The sequence below is a fragment of the Streptomyces sp. NPDC048172 genome, assembly GCF_043202595.1.
Lineage (GTDB): Bacteria > Actinomycetota > Actinomycetes > Streptomycetales > Streptomycetaceae > Streptomyces.
On the sequence record NZ_JBIDAT010000013.1, the window covers coordinates 36,860 to 55,309 of the forward strand.

General features: G+C 72.6%; 14 protein-coding genes and 2 pseudogenes. 7 read left to right on the forward strand and 9 right to left on the reverse strand.

Going from position 1 to position 18,450, the window contains the following annotated elements; translation table 11 throughout:
- Positions 1–2 precede the first annotated feature (2 nt).
- The gene (locus ACGF3A_RS39755; RefSeq protein ID WP_393735434.1) at positions 3–1,022 is read right to left on the reverse strand and encodes a hypothetical protein; all 1,020 of its coding nucleotides are present in this window, start codon (positions 1,020–1,022) and stop codon (positions 3–5) included.
- On the reverse strand, positions 1,019–1,897 hold the full coding sequence (locus ACGF3A_RS39760; RefSeq protein WP_393735435.1) for a cytochrome P450: 879 nt from the start codon (positions 1,895–1,897) through the stop codon (positions 1,019–1,021). Before ACGF3A_RS39760 ends, ACGF3A_RS39755 begins: the two co-directional genes overlap by 4 nt.
- Before the next feature lie 580 nt (positions 1,898–2,477).
- Between ACGF3A_RS39760 and ACGF3A_RS39765 the strand changes: the two genes are divergently transcribed.
- Complete coding sequence (locus ACGF3A_RS39765; RefSeq protein ID WP_393735436.1) at positions 2,478–3,998, forward strand: prenyltransferase/squalene oxidase repeat-containing protein; 1,521 nt, start codon at positions 2,478–2,480, stop codon at positions 3,996–3,998.
- A 222-nt stretch (positions 3,999–4,220) separates the two neighbouring features.
- Here ACGF3A_RS39765 and ACGF3A_RS39770 read toward each other — a convergent pair whose 3' ends face one another.
- Positions 4,221–5,423, reverse strand: a complete 1,203-nt coding sequence (locus tag ACGF3A_RS39770) for a cytochrome P450 (RefSeq protein WP_393735437.1) — start codon at positions 5,421–5,423, stop codon at positions 4,221–4,223.
- 50 nt (positions 5,424–5,473) lie between these two features.
- Positions 5,474–6,511 carry a sulfotransferase family protein gene (locus ACGF3A_RS39775; RefSeq protein ID WP_393735438.1) on the reverse strand — a complete coding sequence of 346 codons (1,038 nt, stop codon included), beginning with the start codon at positions 6,509–6,511 and terminating at the stop codon, positions 5,474–5,476.
- Positions 6,512–7,025: 514 nt separating this feature from the next.
- On the opposite strand from ACGF3A_RS39775, the pseudogene ACGF3A_RS39780 reads away from it, so the two are divergent.
- Positions 7,026–7,499, forward strand: a pseudogene (locus ACGF3A_RS39780) (polyprenyl synthetase family protein); the annotation flags it as partial.
- A 47-nt stretch (positions 7,500–7,546) separates the two neighbouring features.
- Here the strand turns inward: ACGF3A_RS39780 and ACGF3A_RS39785 are convergent.
- The 3 genes and pseudogenes from ACGF3A_RS39785 to ACGF3A_RS39795 form a co-directional block, all read right to left on the reverse strand.
- Complete coding sequence (locus ACGF3A_RS39785) at positions 7,547–9,274, reverse strand: hypothetical protein (RefSeq protein WP_393735439.1); 1,728 nt, start codon at positions 9,272–9,274, stop codon at positions 7,547–7,549.
- Positions 9,271–10,578: a glycosyltransferase family 4 protein gene (locus ACGF3A_RS39790; RefSeq protein ID WP_393735661.1), complete on the reverse strand. Its 1,308-nt coding sequence runs from the start codon at positions 10,576–10,578 to the stop codon at positions 9,271–9,273. The genes ACGF3A_RS39785 and ACGF3A_RS39790 overlap by 4 nt, the downstream gene beginning before the upstream one ends.
- A 58-nt stretch (positions 10,579–10,636) precedes the next feature.
- Positions 10,637–10,795: pseudogene (locus tag ACGF3A_RS39795) on the reverse strand (glycosyltransferase family 2 protein); the annotation flags it as partial.
- Between the two features lie 432 nt (positions 10,796–11,227).
- Between ACGF3A_RS39795 and ACGF3A_RS39800 the strand changes: the two are divergent.
- Both ACGF3A_RS39800 and ACGF3A_RS39805 read left to right on the forward strand, forming a co-directional pair.
- On the forward strand, positions 11,228–11,923 hold the full coding sequence (locus ACGF3A_RS39800) for a response regulator transcription factor (RefSeq protein WP_393735440.1): 696 nt from the start codon (positions 11,228–11,230) through the stop codon (positions 11,921–11,923).
- 3 nt (positions 11,924–11,926) lie between these two features.
- Positions 11,927–13,348 carry an ATP-binding protein gene (locus tag ACGF3A_RS39805; RefSeq protein ID WP_393735441.1) on the forward strand — a complete coding sequence of 474 codons (1,422 nt, stop codon included), beginning with the start codon at positions 11,927–11,929 and terminating at the stop codon, positions 13,346–13,348.
- A gap of 62 nt (positions 13,349–13,410) precedes the next feature.
- Here the strand turns inward: ACGF3A_RS39805 and ACGF3A_RS39810 are convergent, their stop codons facing one another.
- Positions 13,411–15,147, reverse strand: coding sequence for a chitinase (locus ACGF3A_RS39810; RefSeq protein WP_393735442.1), 1,737 nt, complete (start codon positions 15,145–15,147; stop codon positions 13,411–13,413).
- Positions 15,148–15,289: 142 nt separating this feature from the next.
- Here ACGF3A_RS39810 and ACGF3A_RS39815 point away from each other — a divergent pair, with 142 nt between their 5' ends.
- Positions 15,290–15,724, forward strand: coding sequence for a hypothetical protein (locus ACGF3A_RS39815; RefSeq protein ID WP_393735443.1), 435 nt, complete (start codon positions 15,290–15,292; stop codon positions 15,722–15,724).
- A 54-nt stretch (positions 15,725–15,778) separates the two neighbouring features.
- Here the strand turns inward: ACGF3A_RS39815 and ACGF3A_RS39820 are convergent, their stop codons facing one another.
- Positions 15,779–16,618 carry a lysozyme gene (locus ACGF3A_RS39820; RefSeq protein WP_393735444.1) on the reverse strand — a complete coding sequence of 280 codons (840 nt, stop codon included), beginning with the start codon at positions 16,616–16,618 and terminating at the stop codon, positions 15,779–15,781.
- 164 nt (positions 16,619–16,782) lie between these two features.
- Between ACGF3A_RS39820 and ACGF3A_RS39825 the strand changes: the two genes are divergently transcribed.
- Both ACGF3A_RS39825 and ACGF3A_RS39830 read left to right on the forward strand, forming a co-directional pair.
- Positions 16,783–17,589 carry a phytanoyl-CoA dioxygenase gene (locus ACGF3A_RS39825; RefSeq protein WP_393735445.1) on the forward strand — a complete coding sequence of 269 codons (807 nt, stop codon included), beginning with the start codon at positions 16,783–16,785 and terminating at the stop codon, positions 17,587–17,589.
- A complete protein-coding gene (locus ACGF3A_RS39830; RefSeq protein ID WP_393735446.1) occupies positions 17,574–18,440 on the forward strand; it encodes a GyrI-like domain-containing protein in 867 nt (288 codons plus the stop codon). The genes ACGF3A_RS39825 and ACGF3A_RS39830 overlap by 16 nt, the downstream gene beginning before the upstream one ends.
- The last annotated feature ends 10 nt before the right edge of the window (positions 18,441–18,450 follow it).

Genomic DNA, 18,450 nt, shown 5'->3' on the forward strand with positions numbered 1-18,450 from the left:
GCTCAGCCTTTCCCCTGTGCGTATCGGAGGGTGGTCCGGCACCAGTCGAGCTCGCCCCGCATCATGTACTCCATGCCGACCCGGCATCCGTCCACCACCGCGCGTTCTGCCGGGGTCGCCCCGAGCCGTCGGTACATTCCGGAGAGGCTGCCCGCGTGGCTGAGGTATTCCTCCACGCGATGCGCGAAGAGCCTCTCCGCGGCGCGGATCGCCTGCTGCAGGCTCTGACCGGTGTTCCGTGCCATGAGCAGAACCAGGTTGTGCTCTTCCTGCCCGGCGATTTCCTTTCCGAGGCTGATCAGGTCGTTCATCACGCACATGACCAGCCCCGCCGTGCGCACCAGCGCACGGTATTCGGGCGCGGCCCGCAGGCGGTCGGGGACCGTGGCGCCGCCCTGTTCCAGCTCGATGAGGTCGAACACCGCTCCCCAGGCGAACGTGTCCAGGCGCTGTTCCGTGTACTCCGCGAGCGACGGGAGGTGTCCCGCGGCGCGCTGGCGCACCTCACGGGCGACCGCGGTGGCGAAGACGGTCAGGTCGTCGGCGAGCCGCGGCCACAGCGGGCTCCGGGAGGCGAGGACGCGGTTCCTGACCGAGGCCAGGGCGGTCAGCAGCGGACCGGCGCCCTTGGGCACGCCCCCGCCGTGCACCACGGCGGCCACGTCGGCCGCGATGGCCCGGGCGCGTACGGGGTCGCGCCCGTGACAACCGATGTCGAACTGGTCGTCGAAGAGATACATCCAGATGATGAGTTCGGAGATCAGCTCCAGGTCCTCCGCGTTCGCCGTCGGGTAGACGGCGGCCAGCAGATCCTCGTAGCGGACGGCGGCGAACCGTTCGACCGCTGCCGTGTCCTCGAACAGACCGAACTCGGTGACCCATTGCACGAGGTGCGAGCCCAGCCGGAGGGCGTACGGGTTGCGCGCTGCCGGAAAGGGCAGACGCAGCACGGGCCAGGGGAACTCGTGCGCGCCGTCGTTCCTGTCCCTGTCGTCCCTGTCGTTCCTGCCGTGTTCTTTCACTCTCGACTCGAAGCGTTCGCCGGCAACTTCACCGGAAGGGAGCGCAGTCCGCGAATGATCACGCCGTTCCTCCAGCGGAGATCGTCCTCCCGGAAATCCGCCTGGATCTCGTCGGTGGCCCTGAAGAGCGCGCGGAAGGCGATTTCCCCGAACAGCCGCGAGTAGTGCGCTCCCAGGCAATGGTGAACCCCGCGGCCGAAGGTCAAGTGGCCGGTGGCGTCCCGCTGTACGTCGAAACTTTCGGGATCGCGGAATTTCCGAGGATCGCGATTCGCCCCTGCCAGGGAGACGAGGACCGCCTCTCCGGGGGATATGGTCACGTCCCCGATTCTCATTTCCTCGGTCGCGTAGACGGTCGGCGCTGTCTCCACGGGCCCCTCGAACCGCAAGGTCTCCTCGACGAGCGCCGCGACGAGTGTCCGGTCCTCGCGGACCTTCCTCATCTGATCGGGATGGCGGAGCAGCGACAGCACTCCGTTTCCGATGAGGTGCGTGGGAGCCTCGTACCCGGTGAGCAGGATGAGGAATGCCGTGGCGATGACCTCCGCGTCGTCGAGTTCCTCCCGCTCGTCGCACGCGGTGACGAGGCGGCTGATGAGATCGTTCGCCGGAGCGGCGCGCTTCTTCGCGACCAGCGCGCACAGGAGGCCACGGATGTTCTCCAGGCTTTCGACGACGTGTGCGTGTGCGTCCGGGGTGGCGCACCGGTCGATCCACCGGAAGAAGGCCGCGCGGCACGGCCGTTCCAGCCCGACGAGATCGCTGATGAGGGTGATGGCGAGGGGAGCGGCGAATTCGGTGATGAGATCGGCCCGGCCCGCGGCGGCGATCGGGCTCACGAGGCGGTCAGCGGCGTCCTCCATGGTCTGCCGCATGCCGGACACCTGCCGCGCGCTGAACGCGGAGGACGCCAGTCGCCGGAGCCGGGCGTGTTCCGGAGGGTCGCTGTTGAGCATGTGGCCCTCGACCATGTTCCGCACAGGACCCGCGGTGATTCCCCAGCCCACCGCTGTTCCGGTGTCCTGATGGCCGACACGGCTCAGCCTCGGGTCGGTGAGCGCGGCAACGGCTTCGTCGTAGCCGACGACGAGCCGGGCGTCGGAGCCCCGGGGTGTCGTGACCGTGTGCACCGGCGCCGCATGCCGCATGGACGCGTACGTCGGGTGCGCACTCCCCTTCGTCTCTGTCGAGAACGGCTCGACCCTGCGCTCGGACATTGCGAGTTCTGACCTCCAGTGATCGTCCCCATCTCTGTTCTGTCCCCGGCGGCCCAGCGGAACCGCTCCACCCGGGAGGCGTTCGGAGCACCACGAGGTACACGGGGGACCGTGCTCATGCCACTGGCACATCGCGCACGCCCGCGCCGCTCCCGCCGCACAACAGCGCACGGCACCCCACCGCACGCCGTCCCCCACACCGGCAGTAGTCCCTCCCCGCATCGGGTAGGAGGGGGCGATGACCGATGACTACCGTGGTGCCGCGAACGCCTTGCTGTCCGAATCCGCCGCCGATCCCTGGGCCTGGCTGACCCCATCGGTGTACGAGAGTGCCCGGCTGGTCGCCGATGCCCCGTGGCTCGGCGGGCATACGGAGCGGTTGCGTCACCTGTGCGAGCGCTCCTGGGGCCAGGACGGGTTCGCCTTCAACTCCACGCTCTCGGCGACCGAGGCCCTGCTCACGGTGCTGGCCAGGAGGGAGGAGGCGGACGGAGCCGTCCCCCGCGCGCGGGTGCGCGCCGTTGCCGAACAGGGCCTGCGCGTGCTGCGCGACTGGCTGGCGCCCGGCGGACGGTACGCGGGAGGGCCGCCGCAGACGATCAGCGTGGAGTTGATCGTGCCCATGCTCGTGGACCGGATCAACGCGCGGCTGGCGGAAGGGGTGTTCGGAGGCGACGGCGTCGGGGAGCTGCCGATGCCCGACGGCTGCGCGACCGGCCGTCTTGCCGGTATCCGTGCGGACGCCGCGGCGGGCTCGGAGCTGCCCGCGGACATCTGGCACGCCTGGGAGATCGCCACGCCCGCCACGCCCCTCGACGGGCCGCCCCACCCCTACGCGGGCTCGGTGAGCTGCTCGGCGGCCGGAACGGCGGGCTGGCTGCGCACGGCACCGGAACCGGGCAGTCCGGCCGGGCGCTTCCTGGAGGAGCTGCAGCGGTACGGGAACGGACTGGTGCCGGTGGCCGCGCCCATCGACTACTTCGAACAGGCCTGGACGCTGAACACGTTCACCTGGCACGCGGTCCCGCACGACTGTCCCCGCGGGATCCTGGACCGGCTCGAACCGGAACTGGGCCCGTACGGGATAGCGGGCGGCAGGGACCTCACCGTGGACGGGGACGACACGGCCGCCGTCCTCAACGCGCTGATCTGTCACGGCCGTAAGGCAGACCTGGACGGCCTGCTCACCTACTGGACGGGCGACCACTTCCAGATCTACCCCGGCGAGACCGTCCCCTCCCCGGCCACCAACGGCCATACGGTCAGCCTGCTGCGCCGCTGTCTCGACGGGGATCCCGAGCGGTACGGACCGCTGCTGCGGCGCAACACCGCATGGCTGCTCGACCAGCAGCGCCCGGACGGCAGTTGGTCCGACTTCTGGCACGTGTCCCCGTACTACGCCACCGTGTGCGCGGTCGAGGCCCTGTCGGGGATGGACGGGGAACGCGCGCAGGCCGCGGTGGCGCGGGCCAGGCGCTGGGTCCTCGATACGCGGCATCCCGGGGGCGGCTGGGGTGTGCGCTGGGTGACCATGGAGGAGACCGCGTACGCCACGCTGATCCTGCGGGAGAGCACCGTCCCCGGGGTCGCCGAGGCCCTCGCCACGGCCGAACCGGTGCTGCGCGAGGGTGTGGTGGACGCGGAGATCACGCCGCTGTGGCTGGTGAAGGACTATTTCGCGCCGATCCGCGTGGTGGCCGCCGCGGTGCTGGCCGCGCGGCACGCCCTCACGAACCGCCTGCTGGTGCCCGCGAACTAGGCCGTTCCGGCCGGCTGCTGGGCAGGGGCTGCCCCGTGCGGTGCCTTGCAGGCTGCGGCTGTCGTCGTGGCTTGTCGCGCAGTTCCCCGCGCCCCTGAGGCCTCAGGGGCGCGGGGAACTGCGCGAGCAACCACCCACGACCCGCGGTCTGCGACACACAGGCAGGGGCAGCCCCTGCCCAGCAGCCTCAGATGAGGGCAACCATGAACCGGCGGACACGGCCTACAGCCGTACCGGCAAGGCTTCCAGCCCGCGCATAAGCGTGCTGTGCCGCCAGCTGAGGTCGGCCGGTGGCACGGCCAGGGCGAGGTCCGGGAAACGGCCGAGGAGTCGCTCGAACGCGATCTCCGCCTGCGCCCTGGCCAGGTGCGCACCGACGCAGTAGTGCACGCCGTGGCCGAAGGCGAGGTGCCCGGCGGTGGTCCGGCCGAGGTCCAGGGCGTGCGGGTCCGGGAAGCGCTGCCCGTCCCGGTTCGCCGAGAGCAGGGCGATCACCACGAACTCCCCTTCGGGGACGGTGGTCCCGCCGAGCGTCACGTCTTCGGTGGTGAACCGGAAGGTGGCGAAGTTGACCGGTCCGTCGTAGCGCAGGAACTCCTCGATCGCGGCGGGCAGCCCGCCGGGGTCGGCGCGCAGCGCGGCCAGCTGGTCCGGGTTGCGCAGCAGGGCGAGGGTGCCGTTGCCGATCAGGTTGACCATGGTCTCGTGTCCGCCGACGAGCAGCACGAACACCATGGCGCGCAGCTCACCCTCGTCGAGCCGGTCCCCGTCGTCCCGCGCGCGTACGAGCGCGGAGATCAGGTCCTCTCCGGGCGCGCGCTGCTTCTCCGCGATCAGCGCGTCCAGGTAGCCGAGCATCGCCTCGGCCGCGGCGGCGAGTTCCGCCTCGGCGACGCCGGTGTTGAGCAGCGTCGCGGTCCAGCTCCGGAAGTCGGTCCGGTCGCTCTCCGGGACGCCGAGCAGTTCGCAGATCACCGTGATCGGCAGCGGATAGGCGAACCCGTCCACCAGGTCCACCACCTCGCCGCGCGGCAGGGCGTCCAGCAGCTCCTCGACGATCGCGGTGATGCGCGGGCGCAGCTCGGCGACCCTGCGGCTGGTGAACGCGGCGCCGACCAGCTTGCGCAGCCGGGTGTGGTCGGGCGGATCGGTGTTGAGCATGTGCGAGTTGAGGAACTCGGGTATCACCGGGGTGGAGTTCGTCTCCTCCGCCTGCCGCGCTGACAGCTCCTGCTGCCGTACGGAATCCTTGCGCAGCCGGGGATCCGCGAGGGCGGCGCGCGCGTCCTCGTAACGGCTCACGATCCACACGCGCAGCCCGTGCGGGAGGAGCGCGGGAGCCACCGGGCGCTGCGCGCGCAGCCGTTCGTAGAGCTGGTAGGGGTCCTGGAGGAACTCCTCGTCGAGCGGAATGGGGTCACGCACGGCGTTCCCTCCCCTCGCTTCCGTGGCTGTCGGGGCTTCCATCCGCTCGCTCATGAGGGGATCTCCTTCCGCTGGGCCGCCAGGGCCTGTTCACCGGGGGCACACAGTTCGCGCAGCTCGGCGAGTTCGGCGGCGGGCAGCGTACGGGCCCCGCCGACCCGGGCGCGGTCGAGCAGCCGCTCCCCGGCAGCCAGCCACTCCGGGTCCGGCTCGACGGCGAGGAAGGCGGCGAGGCGGGTGAGCTCGGCGCGCGGGTCGGCCACCAGTTCCTCGTACGCGACCGTGCACCGCCGCCGCGCCGGTACGGCGGCCAGGTCCGCCCCCGCCTCGCGGATCTGCCGGCTCCACAGCCGGGCGAACTCGGCCAGCGGGAGCGGCTGGTCGAGCACCGCCGGGTCGAACCGGTCCGGCAGCACCCTCGCCAGCTCCGGCGGGAGCGCGGCGATCTCGGCGGGGCTGAGTTCCGGGATGGCGCGCACCCCGGTCAACGCCTTGATCCGGTTCTCCAGCACGATCAGCCGGAATCCCGGGTGCCTGCTCATGGACAGCGCGCAGTCCGGCCCGTCCCGGAACATGTGCACCAGCCCTGCGGCGGGGAACCGCCGCGCCAGCGTGGTGATCCACTGCAGGGAGAACCCGGAACGTTCCACGACGGCACCGCGCCCGAAACGTTCCGCCAGCCACTCGAACAGCGCCGTGTAGTGCCCGGCGACCGGCCGGGACGGCCAGTCCGGCACCTGTTCGGCGAGTTCGTCGAAGAGCGCGTCGGGGTCCGCGGTCAGCAGCGGCAGCGTCATCATCGCGATCGCCGGGACGCCTATCGTCGCCCCGAACCGGCCGGGGGCGCGCGGATACCGGAACTCCGGGACCCGGACCCGCTCGCGGAGCATCGCGTCGAAGAACGGGTTCGGTTCGGCCAACAGCCGCCAGAACTCGGCGCCGGTCAGCGTGCCGGGCGGAAAGGTGTGCGGGGCCACCGAGGCGAACAGCTCGCTGAGGCTGAGGACTTCCGGATGATCGGCGAGCACCTGGGACAGCGCGGTGGATCCGCAGCGCCCGGTACCCACCACGACGTTCAGCGAACGCATGGCACAACCTCGAACATGGTTCCCCTTCTGTCACGCTGGGCAAGATCCCGGGGTGCGGTCGGCCGTGCGTACAGAGTGTAGGTCGGCCGGATTTTCTTGCGTAGACCGCGAGATCACGGCAGCGGAACCGGCAAGGGGAGGCGACGGGGCGACGGTGACGACCGAATCCCAGCACGCGGAGCGGCAGGTCCGGTCGCTGTACGGACAGGTCGAACAGACCATGGTCACGCTGCTCGCCGAGCACACCACGCGGTACGGACATCTGCGCGCGATCGTGCCCACCGTGGTCCACGACGCCCGCCCGGACCGGCACGAGTTCGCCCTGCCGCTGCTGGTGCACGGGGCCGAGTGCGGGGACCCCGCCGGGGCGGTGCCGGTCGCCGCGCTGCACGCGCTGTGGTGGCGCGCGGCGAACGTCATCGACGACCTCGCGGACGAAGCGGAAGCCGACGCCGACGTCGACACCGACGACGCCGCGGGCGGGGCGGTGCGCCGGATCGACCCGGGAGCCACCATGCTGGCGGCCTTCAATTGGGCCTACGTGGTCCCGGCGCGGGTCACCGAGCGGCTGCCGGTGCCCGACCGGGTGCGCAGGGCGCTGACCACCGAGTTCCTCGACGCCTGCACGGCGGCCACCGACGGACAGCTCGCGGACCTCTTCACCGCGCCCGCCGAGACCTCGCACGCCGAGATACTGCGCACCTACCGGAACAAGAGCAGCGCGCCGTACGCGATGGCGAGCGCCATGGCGGCCAGGACGGCGGGCGCCGACGACGAGCGCACCGAGCAGTGGCGGCTGTTCGGCCGCAGCCTCGGGCTGCTCGGACAGTTCCGCAACGACCAGGAGGATCTGCAGTCCGGGCGGATGGAAGACCTCGCCAACGCCACGCCCACCTTCCACCTCGTCTCCCTGCTGAACGCCAGCCGGGGCGCCCGCCGGGACCGCGTGCTGGCGCTGCTCCAGCGCGCCCGGGAGGATCGGGGCGCCCGCGCGGAACTGGCCGAACGCATGCTCGACGCGAACGTGGTGCGCTCCTACCTGGCCCAGATCGACCAGATCCGGTGCGAAGCGGACCGGGCCCTCGACAAGCTCGGCGGCTCCGCCCCGTTCACCGCCGCCCTGCGGGAACGCGCACACGCCGCCGCGACCCCGTGCGAACTACTGGCCACAGCGCTGAGCCCCGCCCATTCCGCCCATTCCGCTTGAGGAGGTCCGTACGCGGTGAGGCCCGTGCCGGGGAGGGGGTGCGCGGGCCACGTGCGGGCGTAGTGCGGGGGGCGGTCGGCGGCGGTCAGTGCGGCGACGGGCTCTTCGGTGGCGCGGCGGCGGAGGGCGGGTGCGGTGGTGTCGCGGTTGTTGCCGGAGACGTTCGCGGAGGCGCAGCCCGCGTAGTAGGCGATCGGCGGGGCGTGTTCGCCGGTGATCAGGCAGGGGGCACGGGCGCCCAGGGCGTGGAGGCGGTCGGCGGCGAGCTGGTAGCGGCGGGCGGTGGCCCGCGCGGCGGTCACGTGGGTGCGCAGCTCGGCGTACTGCGCGGTGAGGTGGGCCGCGAAGAGCGCCGCCAGCGCGAGGGCGGCCAGGCGTCGCGGCAGGCCGGGGCGTACGGCCGCGACCGTACGGGCGGCGAGCCCGGCGACCGGCAGGGAGAGCAGCGCGTAGGCGGGCAGCAGGAAGCGGGGCGCGAAGTAGTCGAGCAGCAGCAGGTACGGGACGCTCAGCGCGGCGGCGCAGAGGACCGGCAGCACGGTGACGGCCGGGCGCGGGGCGCGCGGCGCAGTGCGGGCGGCGAGGGCGGCGAGGGTGCAGGCGAGCGCGGCCAGCAGGGGCAGGGCCAGCCACCACAGGGTGTGCGTGGGCCGGGTGAGGTGGACGGCGCAGGGGCGGCAGAGCAGGGGGCCGTTGAGGCCGCGCAGCGCGGTGGGGGCGTTCCAGTGGGGGTGGATCCCGCCCTCGGTGGCGCTGGACGCCGCCAGCCGCGCGCCGGGGCCGCCCCACCGGACGTACGCCTCGACGAGCCACTCGGCGCTGCCGAGCGCCAGCCCGCCGAGCACGGCCGCGGCCGACGGCACGGCCGTACGGAAGCTGTGGACGCGGCCCCGGTCCCGGTCCCGGCCCCGGCGGGCGCCCGTCGCCGCGCACGCGGCGAGCAGCGCCAGGCCCAGCCACAGGCCGTCGGAGAACCGGAAGAGCGTGGCCAGCGCGACGGCGAGGGCCAGTCCGGGGAGGACGCGGGCGAGGGCCGGTTCCGGGGGAGCGGTGGCGCGCAGGAACCAGCCCACGGCCGCCACGGCGGTCAGCGCCACCCAGAGGTTGGGCATCGCCTGCGGCCCGTAGAGCACGGTGACCCACAGCGTGGCGAAGGCCAGCGCCGCCACGGCCGGGACCGTACGGCCGAGCAGCGGGCGCCAGACGCGGAAGGCCGCGTAGAGCCCGGCGGCGGACGCCGTCGCCAGTGCGATCCGGAGGACCGTGGTGGAGTCGGTGACGGCCAGCACCGGGGCGAGGAGGTGGCTGATGCCGCGGGAGCGGGGCGCGCTGAAGTAGGCGGCGGGGACCCGGGGGTCCGCCTGCGAGACGTAGACGGTCTCGTCCCAGCCGAGGCCGAACCGGCCCACGACCAGGGCCAGTTGCAGAGCCGCGAAGCCGGTGGCGACGAGGCCGAGCCACGGCGCCCGACGGCTTCGCCGCTTGCGTTCCCGCCGACGGGCGCGCGCGGGAACGGCCGGGAGGCGCGGTCCGGCACCCGTGACCGTGACGGTCATGTCTCACCCCGGACCGGCCGCCGTTGCCGTCCGCCGCCCCGGCGTGCCCGCAGGAGTACGCGCAGGCCGGGGCGGCCGGCCCAGCGGCGCAGGCGCGCCCGGAGCGCCGCGCGGCGCCGTTCCCTGGCCCGCTGCGTGCGCGAGGCGGCGAGCTGCTCGAACATCTCCTCGTGGCGCAGGGCGATGGGGGTGGGGTCGAAGCGCGCGGCGCTGCGCCGTGCGGCCTCGGCCATCCGGCGGCGGGCCGGTTCGTCCTCGATCAGCGCGCACAGCGCGTCGGCGAGCGCGTCCCGGTCGCGGACGGGGACGAGGCGGCCGTCGACGCCGTCGTCGATGATCTCGCCGGGGCCGTGCGGGCAGTCGGTGGCGACCGCGGGTACGCCGCAGCGCATGGCCTCGACGAGGGCCATGCCGAACGACTCGGTGTCGGAGGAGAGCGCCAGGAGCGACGCCTTCGCCAGCTCGGGCTCGATCGGGGTGCAGGCGCCCATCAGCGTGGCGTGACCCGCGAGGTCCAGCTCGTCGATCAGGGCCTGCAGCCCGGACCGTTCGCCGCCGCCGTAGATGCGCAGCCGCCACTCGGGATGCCGGTCCGCGACCGTGGCGAACGCCTCGATGAGGACGTCGAACCGCTTGCTCCGGGTCAGCCTGCCGACCGCCGCGACGACCGGATTCCCCGCCTCCGGATTCCCCGCATCCGGAGCCCCCGCCGAGCCGTGCGGCGCGACGCCCGGATCCGGTACCGGATTCGGCACCGCGCTCACCCGCACCCCGGGCAGCGTCATACGGGCCCGGTAGTCGGCGGCGTCCGCCTCCGTGGTGGTGACCAGGGCGTCCAGGCGCCGGTAGTGCGGGGCGAGTTGGGCGCGCAGCCGGGTGCTGTGCACGGAGAGGCTCAGGTGTTCCTGCGCGATACGCGTGGCCCGGCGGCTGCCGAAGCGGGCGAGGTAGACGTTCAGCCCCGGCCGGGTGCCGATGACGACGTCCGCTGTCACGTCGCGCAGGTACGCCTGGGCCCGCAGGTCGTGCAGACGGCTGTACTGGCCGTAACGCCGTTCGGCGGAGGGGAAGACGGCGGAGGGCAGGAACCGGGAGGGGTCGGCCGCGTCCGACGCGCGCAGGTCCGTCAGCGGCACCAGCCGTACGCGCGTGTCCAGCGGCAGCCGGGGGCAGTCACGGTGCCGCATCAGGGAGGCGATCTCCACGGTGTGGCCGCGGTCCGCCAGCGCGGAGGCGAGGTTGAAGGTGGTGCGGACCGTGCCGCCGATGGCGTAGGCGTTGTGCAGGAGGAACGCGATCCTCATGGTCATGGGGGTTCCTGTTCTCAGAGGTCGTCGGAGAGCGGCGGGCGGCCCGGTAGACCAGCACCTCGGTGGGCAGACCGGGCACGCCCCTGGCGACGAGCAGACGGAGCGCCGCGAGGTTCGGTACGAGCCCGCTCAGGCCGATCAGCCCGAAGCCCGCCATCCGCGCCACCGGGTTCGCCGTGCGGAGCCCGGCCAGGTGCCGCAGGAAGCGCAGGGTGCCCCCTTCAGGGGCGCGGGGAACTGCGCGACAAGCCACGACGCGGCCGCAGCCCGCGAAGCACAGCCCGGGGCACCCCGAACCCGGCTCTTGTACGCGGGGCACCCGGCGCAGACTTCCCACGCCGGCCACGGGGGCCAGGGGCACGCGCGTGGTGACGTGGTGCGGCAACTCCGCGACGCTCTCCGACTCGTTGAACGTCGGCACGACGAGGGACACACCGTCGGGGGCGCGTTGTACGGAGGACATCCTCACGCCTCTCCTCTCGTCCGGTGGCGGGGCGTGAGGAGCACGGTGGCCAGGGCGGGTAAGCCGCGCCCCTGGCAGCGGTGAGAGACGGGTAAGAGTGCAGGTAAGAGGTGGGTAAGAAGTCGCCGCGAGGCGGCTTGCGCCCTGCCGCCGAGGGGCCCGCCGGAGCACAATGGCCGGATGACGAACCCGTACTCGGTGCTGCTCGCCGAGGACGACCGGGCGATCCGCACCGCGCTGGAACGCGCCCTGATCCTGGAGGGTTACCGCGTCCTGTGCGCGGCGGACGGCGTGCAGGCGCTGGCCGCCGCGCACACCGAGCAGCCCGACGTGCTGGTCCTGGACATCATGATGCCCGGCATCGACGGACTGCAGGTGTGCCGGGTGCTGCGCGCGGCGGGCGACCGTACGCCGATCCTGATGCTGACGGCCCGGGTCGAGACCGACGACCGTATCGCCGGTCTGGACGCCGGTGCCGACGACTACGTGCCCAAGCCCTTCGAGGTCGCCGAGGTCTTCGCCCGGCTACGGGCGCTGCTGCGGCGCGCCCCGCCGACGCCCGCCGGACCGGGCGGCGGCCTCGTCACCGCCGCCGACCTCCGGGTGGACCCGCACGCCCGCCGGGCCTGGCGCGGTGAGACCGAGGTGGAGCTGACCCGCACCGAGTTCGACCTGCTGGAACTGCTGGCCCGCAACAAGGGCCTGGTGCTGGAGCACTCGACCCTCTACGACCGGATCTGGGGCTACGACTTCGCCGCCACCTCGAAGAACCTCGCCGTCTACATCGGCTACCTGCGCCGCAAGATCGACCAGCCCGGAAGACCGCCGCTCATCCACACGGTCCGCGGCGTCGGCTACACGCTCCGGGAGCCCTGACCGGTGCCGGCCGACGCCGGCGCGGGTGCGAGCTCGCGGCGCAGCCTGCGCACCGTCTTCGCCGCCTCATTCGCCGCGATCACCGCCGTGGTCACGCTGCTGGTGGGCTTCCTCAGCTACGACGCCGCCGCCCGTCTGGTCCGCGTCGACCAGGACCGTATCTTCCACGGCGTGATCGCCGACCTGCGTGACCAGGTCGGCCAGCAGCGCCTGACGCCGAAGGACTACTACAGCTCCGACCCCGACCACGACGGCCCCCGTGACGAGCTCTCCCGCCGCATCCGCACCCACGTCCAGGTACTCGGCCCCGGCGGGACGGTCGAGGACGAGGGGAGCCCGCCCCTGCCGGTCACCGCCGCGGACCGCGAGGCCGCCTCCCACCCCGACGCCGGTCACCTCGACACCTACCGGGCCACCATCCGCGGCGAGCGCTACCGCGTGGCCACCGTCGCCCTCGGTGGCCGTCGCGGGGCCGTGCAGGTCGCCCAGCAGTTCAGCGACACCGAGGACCTGCTGGCCGACCTCCAGCAGCGCACGGTCTGGCTCACGGCCGCGGTCATGACGGCCTCCGGGATGATCGGCTGGTGGCTCGCCCGCCGCATCACCCGCCGCCTGGTCCGCCTCACCGCCGTCGCCGAGGACGTCGCCGCCAGCGGACGCCTCGACGCGAACGTCACCGCGACGGGCCGCGACGAGGTCGGCCGCCTCGCACGGGCCTTCGACGACATGCTCGGGCGGCTCGCCGAGTCCGAGGAGATCCAGCACCGCCTCGTGCAGGACGCGGGCCACGAACTGCGCACCCCGCTGACCTCGCTGCTGACCAACGCCACGCTGCTCGACCGCCTGGACGACCTGCCCCCGCACGCCAGGGCCACCCTGATCGCCGACATCAGGGGCGAGACCCGCGAACTCGCCGACCTCGTCAGGGAGCTGATCGAACTCGCCGCCGGGCACCGCGACTCCGAGGAGCCCGAGCCGCTCCCGCTCCCCGTCGCGGTCGGCAAGGCCGCGGCCCTCGCCCGGCGCCGTACGGGCCGCACCGTGCTCGTCCACGCCGAGGACACCGTCGTGCACGTCCGCCCCGCCGCCCTGCAGCGCGCCCTCACCAACCTCCTGGAGAACGCCGCCAAGTTCGACCGCGACGGCACCGGGCCGATCGAGATCGTGGCCGACTCCACCCGTATCGAGGTGCACGACCGTGGCCCCGGCATCGACCCCGCCGACCTGCCCCGCATATTCGACCGCTTCTACCGCGCCGACGCCGCCCGCAGCCTGCCCGGCTCGGGCCTCGGCCTGGCCATCGTCCGCGCGGTCGCCACCGCGCACGGCGGCACGGTGTACGCCCGCAACCGCTCCGGCCGCGGCGCCATCATCGGCTTCACCCTCCGCACGGACGCCCAGCGGGAGGGCCCGCCGTCCGGCTGACCGCAGGCCGTCCCGCCCTGGAGGGGTGGCCGCCCCTCCGGGGCGTCATTCCGCTACGGCCGTTACGGGAGGCCGTGTACCTTCGGGCCGACGGCGTTCGACCACGCGTGGCCCGCCGTGGCGTCCCAGTTCGTCGACCACGTCATGGCGCCGCGCAGCGACGGGTACGTCCTCGGCGGCTTGAAGGAGCCGCAGCCGGTGCCGCGGGCCAGGCAGTCGAGGGCGTTGTTCACGACCGACGGAGGCACGTAACCGCTGCCCGCGCCGCGCGTCGACGCCGGGACGCCGAGCCCGACCTGCGACGGGTCGAGGCCGCCCTCCAGCTGGATGCAGGCGAGCGCGGTCAGGAAGTCCACGCTGCCCTGGCCGTAGACCTTGCCGTCGCAGCCGAGCATCGCCCCGCTGTTGTAGTACTGCGTGTTGACGACCGTGAGGATGTCCTTCACGTTCAGCGCCGTCTGGAAGTAGCCGCCGGACGTGGACTGCATGTCGAGGGTCTGCGGCGCCATCGTGAGGACCATCTTCGGGCCCGCCTTCGCCGAGAGCTGGCGCAGCGCCTTCGTCATGTAGGTGGGGTTGAGGCCGTTCTCCAGGTCGATGTCGACGCCGCTGAAGCCGTACTCCTGCATCAGCGCGTAGGCGCTGTTGGCGAACGCGGTCGCGGAGGCGTCGCTGTTGACGGAGATGGTGCCCTTCTCGCCGCCGACCGAGAGGACCACGGACTTGCCCGCGGCCTTCTTCGCGGCGATGTCCGCCTTGAAGTCGGCGGTGGAGGCATAGCCGACGGCCGGGTCCAGGTTGAAGGCGATCTGCCCCGGGGTGGTGGTCGCGTCGGCGAACGAGACCGCGATGATGTCGTACTCCGAGGACACGTCCCGCAGCTTCTGCACGGTCGCGCCGTTGTTGAAGTTCTGCCAGTAGCCGGTCACCGCGTGCCGGGGCACGGTGCCGTCGCCGCCACCGTCGCCCTTGGGGGTCCGTACGGACACTGCCGTCGACTTCGCGGACTCGCCTGCCGCGTTCGAGGCGCTCACCTGGAAGCTGTACGTGGTCTCCGGCGTGAGCCCCGTGACGGTCGTGGAAGCGCCGCTGGACGAGGCGACCTTCGTACCGTCGCGGTAGACGGTGTACCCCGTCGCCGTGGACGACGGCGTCCAGGACAGCTCCACCGACGTGGGCGTCGTCGTGCCCGCCGCGAGCCCTGCCGGGACGGGCGGTACCTCGACCGGGTCGGGACCGCCGCCCCCGTCGGGGCCGAGGACGCTCACGTCGTCCACGTAGTACGCGCTCTGCCCGTACCAGCCGTGCGTGTAGACGGTGACCGAGGTCGTGTTGGCGCCGGTGGTGAAGCTGGTGGAGAGCTGCTGCCAGGACGAGGTGCCCGGCGTCCAGGTCGACACGTCGGTGGTGCCGGTGCCGCGGGCGCCCAGGTAGGCGTAGCTGCCCTGCACCCAACTGCTCAGCTTGTACGTCGAGTTCGGCTTCACCGCGACGACCTGGGAACACTCGGCGGTGCCCTGGCCCGACGGGGTGGCCTTGAGGGCCTTCGCGCCGCCGTGCACGGGGGAGGTGACGGCGGTGCCGCTGTTCGCGGCGCAGGTCCAGTTGCTCAGGTCCGCCTCGAACCCGGCGTTCTTGGCGACGTTGACGTCCGCCGCTCTGGCGCTGACCGCGCCGGTGTCCGCCGACTGGGCGGGCACGGCGAGTGCGGTGACCGCGAGCACGGCGGCCGCGCCGAGGGCCAGCGCCGCGCTGATTCTCCGGCGGACGCCGGGTCTGTCCTGACGTAATCGGTCCACAGGGTGCCTCCTGGGGAGAGGTGAAGCACGTCAGCGACGACGGTGGCCACCGCTGTTGCGCGTTAAGTTGGTCCAGACCAATAGGCTTGTCAAGACCTCGGCCCGGAGGCGAGAGCGGATAATGTTGCCCCCAGGGGGTGACATGCGAGAGGCCGTGATCTTCGACATGGACGGGACGCTGTGCGACGTGCGCGGCATCCGTCATCTCCTCGACGGCCCCGGCGGGTTTCACGCCTTCCACCGCGCCTCGGTCGACTGCCCACCGCACCAGCACGTGGTCGAGGCGGCGCGGGAGGCGCACGCCGCGGGGCTCGCCGTGCTGGTGGTGACGGCTCGTACGGTGCGGTTCCGGCCGCACACCGCGATGTGGCTCGCCCTGCACCGGGTGCCGTCCGACGCCATGTGGATGCGGGCGGACCGTGACGGCCGCCCGGACTACGAGGTGAAGCGCGACATCCTGGCCCGGATCCGCGAGCGGTACCACCCGGTGCACGCGTGGGACGACAACCCGAACGTGCTGGCGCTGTGGGCGCGGGAGGGCATCCCGGCCACCGTCGTCGCCGGATGGGACGGCTGACGGAGCGGAATGCCCCTGGTCGTCGTCAGAGCGATGGCGTGGCCGGAGAGGGGCTCAGCCCTTCGCGAGCGCCTTCACGCGGCTGAGCGGACCGTTGAACTTGTTGTGGTCCCCGACGGTCGGTCCGGACGAGGTGTACTGCCACATCGTGTGGAACTTCCAGCCCGCCGGGAGGGGACCGACGCTCGACGCGTAGCGGGCGACCCACAGGGGATGGGCGGAGGCGAAGCCCCGGTAGTTGCTGGTGCACTTCTTCCACCAGTTGGTGGAGGTGTAGATGACGGCACTGCGGCCCGTGCGGGTCTTGTAGCGGTGGAGGAAGTCCCGGATCCAGCTGACGAGCTGACGGGGGGTCTTGCCGTAGCAGGTCGATCCGTAGGGGTTGTACTCGATGTCGAGCACGCCCGGCAGCGTCTTGCCGTCCTTGGACCAGCCGCCGCCGTGCTTGACGAAGTAGTTGGCCTGGGTGGCGCCGCTGGAGGTGTCGGGGGTCGCGAAGTGGTAGGCGCCGCGGATCATGCCGGCCTTGTACGAGCCGTTGTACTGGCTGGCGAAGTACGGGTTGCGGTAGGACTTCCCCTCAGTCGCCTTGGTGTACGCCCACTTCACACCGCTCTTGCGCAGGGTCCGCCAGGCGACCTTGCCCTGATGGCTGGACACGTCCACGCCCTTGGTCCGGGCGACGCGCGACTCGACGGGCGCTCCCCGGACCCCCTCGTGGGCGAGGACTCCCACGCCCATGCGGGCGGTGCCCCGGGCGGGCGTCGCCTCAGCCGAGCCGTCGGCCGACGCGTACCCCGCCGACAGCGGCAGCACGAGCAGCTGCGAAAGGAACAGGGATCCCACGACGAGTCGGCGGGGGGCTCTGGATGATGCTGCGGTGGCGATGTGCATGAGCCACATCCGATCCCCTGTGCGTGAGGGCCGCATCTCGCGTTAGGCCAGATGGTGGCGGGGTGCGCCGTGCACCCGTGCACCCGAACACCACCCGAACACCCGACAAAGGCGGTGCGGAGAATGTCGGGTGACCGGGGGTCATGCCGCCGCACGATGAGGGGATGGACGACACGACCTTGGTATCCCGCTTCCTCCGCGACGGCTTCGTGAAGCTGGAGGGCGCCGTCGCGCCGCGCGTGGCCGCGGACTGCGCGCGGCTGCTGTGGCGGGAGACGGGCTGCGACCCGGACGACCCGTCGACGTGGACGCGGCCCGTGCACTGGGTGGGCGGCATGGCGCAGGGCCCCTTCGCCGCCGCACCCAACTCTCCGTCCCTGCACCGCGTGTACGACCTGCTCGTCGGCACGGGACGCTGGGAGCCGCGCTACTCGCTGGGCACCTTCCCGCTGCGCTTCCCGCACGCGGAGGAGCCGGACGACGCGGGCTGGCACATCGAGGGCAGCTACGCGGTGGAGGGCGAGACCTGGCCCCGCACCAACCTGCGCTCGCGCGGCCGGGCGCTGCTGATGCTCTTCCTGTTCAGCGAGGTCGGCGAGGAGGACGCCCCGACCCGGATCCGGGTGGGCTCCCACCTCGACGTGCCGAAGGTGCTGGAACCGTACGGGGAGGAGGGGGCGAGCGGCCCGGTCCTCGCGCCCGACCTCGTGGCGGCCTCCGGCCACCGGCCGCTCGCCCTCGCCACCGGGTCCCCGGGCGACGTCTACCTGTGCCATCCGTTCCTGGTGCACGCCGCGCAACCGCACCATGGGGTACGGCCGCGCCTCATGGCCCAGCCGCCGCTGATGCCGGCCGCGCCGTACGAACTGGAGCGGGCCGACGGCGCGTACTCGCCCGTGGAGATCGCGATCCGCGAGTCCCGCCCGCCGTCGAGGGACGAGAGAGAAGGCCATGCATGCTGGAGCGGCTGAACCAGGCCATGGAGCACATCGAGTGCCGTCTCGACCAGGCCGTCGACGTGGGGGAGCTGGCACGCGTCGCGGCCACCTCGGAGCACCATCTGCGCAGGATGTTCTCCGCGCTCACCGGCATGCCGCTCTCGGAGTACGTCCGGCGCCGCCGGCTCACCCTCGCGGGCGCCGAGGTGCTCGCGGGGCGTGACACGCTGCTGGAGATCGCGGTGCGCTACGGCTACGGCTCCGGTGAGGCGTTCGCACGGGCGTTCCGTGCCATGCACGGCATCGGACCGGGCGAGGCCCGGCGTACGGGCGCCGCGCTCAACTCCCAGCCCCGGATGGCCTTCCGCCTCACCGTCGAAGGGCGCAGCACCATGCGGTACCGGGTCGTGGACAGGGCGGACTTCACCGTCGTCGGATTCCAGACCCGCGTTCCGCTGGTGCACGCAGGCCCGAACCCGGCGATCGTGGACTTCGTCCGGGGGATCGGCCGGCGGACGCTGGAGCGGCTGGAGAAGCTGTCCGACCAGGAGCCGCACGGCATCGTCGCCGTCTGCGACGGCATGGACCCCAGCCGCGCCGAGGGCACCGAACTCGACTACCACCACGGGGTGATCACCTCGGCGGCCCCTCCGGAGGGCACGACCACGCTGGCCGTCCCGGCCGGTACCTGGGCGGTCTTCACCACCTCCGGACCGGCACCGGGAGCGATCCAGGAGCTGTGGCGGGACGTGTTCACCGAGTGGTTCCCCTCGAACCCGTACCGCACCCGCACAGGCCCCGAACTCCTGCGCACCCACCCGTCCCCGGACAAGCCCGGGACGGAAGCCGAACTCTGGCTCCCGGTGGAGCCGGAGCACGGCTGAGTCAGGGGCT

Coding starts and splice junctions, on each gene's coding strand:
- ACGF3A_RS39760 (WP_393735435.1), bottom strand. CDS start 1,897: ATGCGGCAGACCATGGAGGACGCCGCTGACCGCCTCGTGAGCCCGATC.
- ACGF3A_RS39790 (WP_393735661.1), bottom strand. CDS start 10,578: ATGAGGATCGCGTTCCTCCTGCACAACGCCTACGCCATCGGCGGCACG.
- ACGF3A_RS39800 (WP_393735440.1), top strand. CDS start 11,228: ATGACGAACCCGTACTCGGTGCTGCTCGCCGAGGACGACCGGGCGATC.
- ACGF3A_RS39825 (WP_393735445.1), top strand. CDS start 16,783: ATGGACGACACGACCTTGGTATCCCGCTTCCTCCGCGACGGCTTCGTG.
- ACGF3A_RS39785 (WP_393735439.1), bottom strand. CDS start 9,274: ATGACCGTCACGGTCACGGGTGCCGGACCGCGCCTCCCGGCCGTTCCC.
- ACGF3A_RS39820 (WP_393735444.1), bottom strand. CDS start 16,618: ATGCACATCGCCACCGCAGCATCATCCAGAGCCCCCCGCCGACTCGTC.
- ACGF3A_RS39830 (WP_393735446.1), top strand. CDS start 17,574: ATGCTGGAGCGGCTGAACCAGGCCATGGAGCACATCGAGTGCCGTCTC.
- ACGF3A_RS39815 (WP_393735443.1), top strand. CDS start 15,290: ATGCGAGAGGCCGTGATCTTCGACATGGACGGGACGCTGTGCGACGTG.
- ACGF3A_RS39765 (WP_393735436.1), top strand. CDS start 2,478: ATGACCGATGACTACCGTGGTGCCGCGAACGCCTTGCTGTCCGAATCC.
- ACGF3A_RS39775 (WP_393735438.1), bottom strand. CDS start 6,511: ATGCGTTCGCTGAACGTCGTGGTGGGTACCGGGCGCTGCGGATCCACC.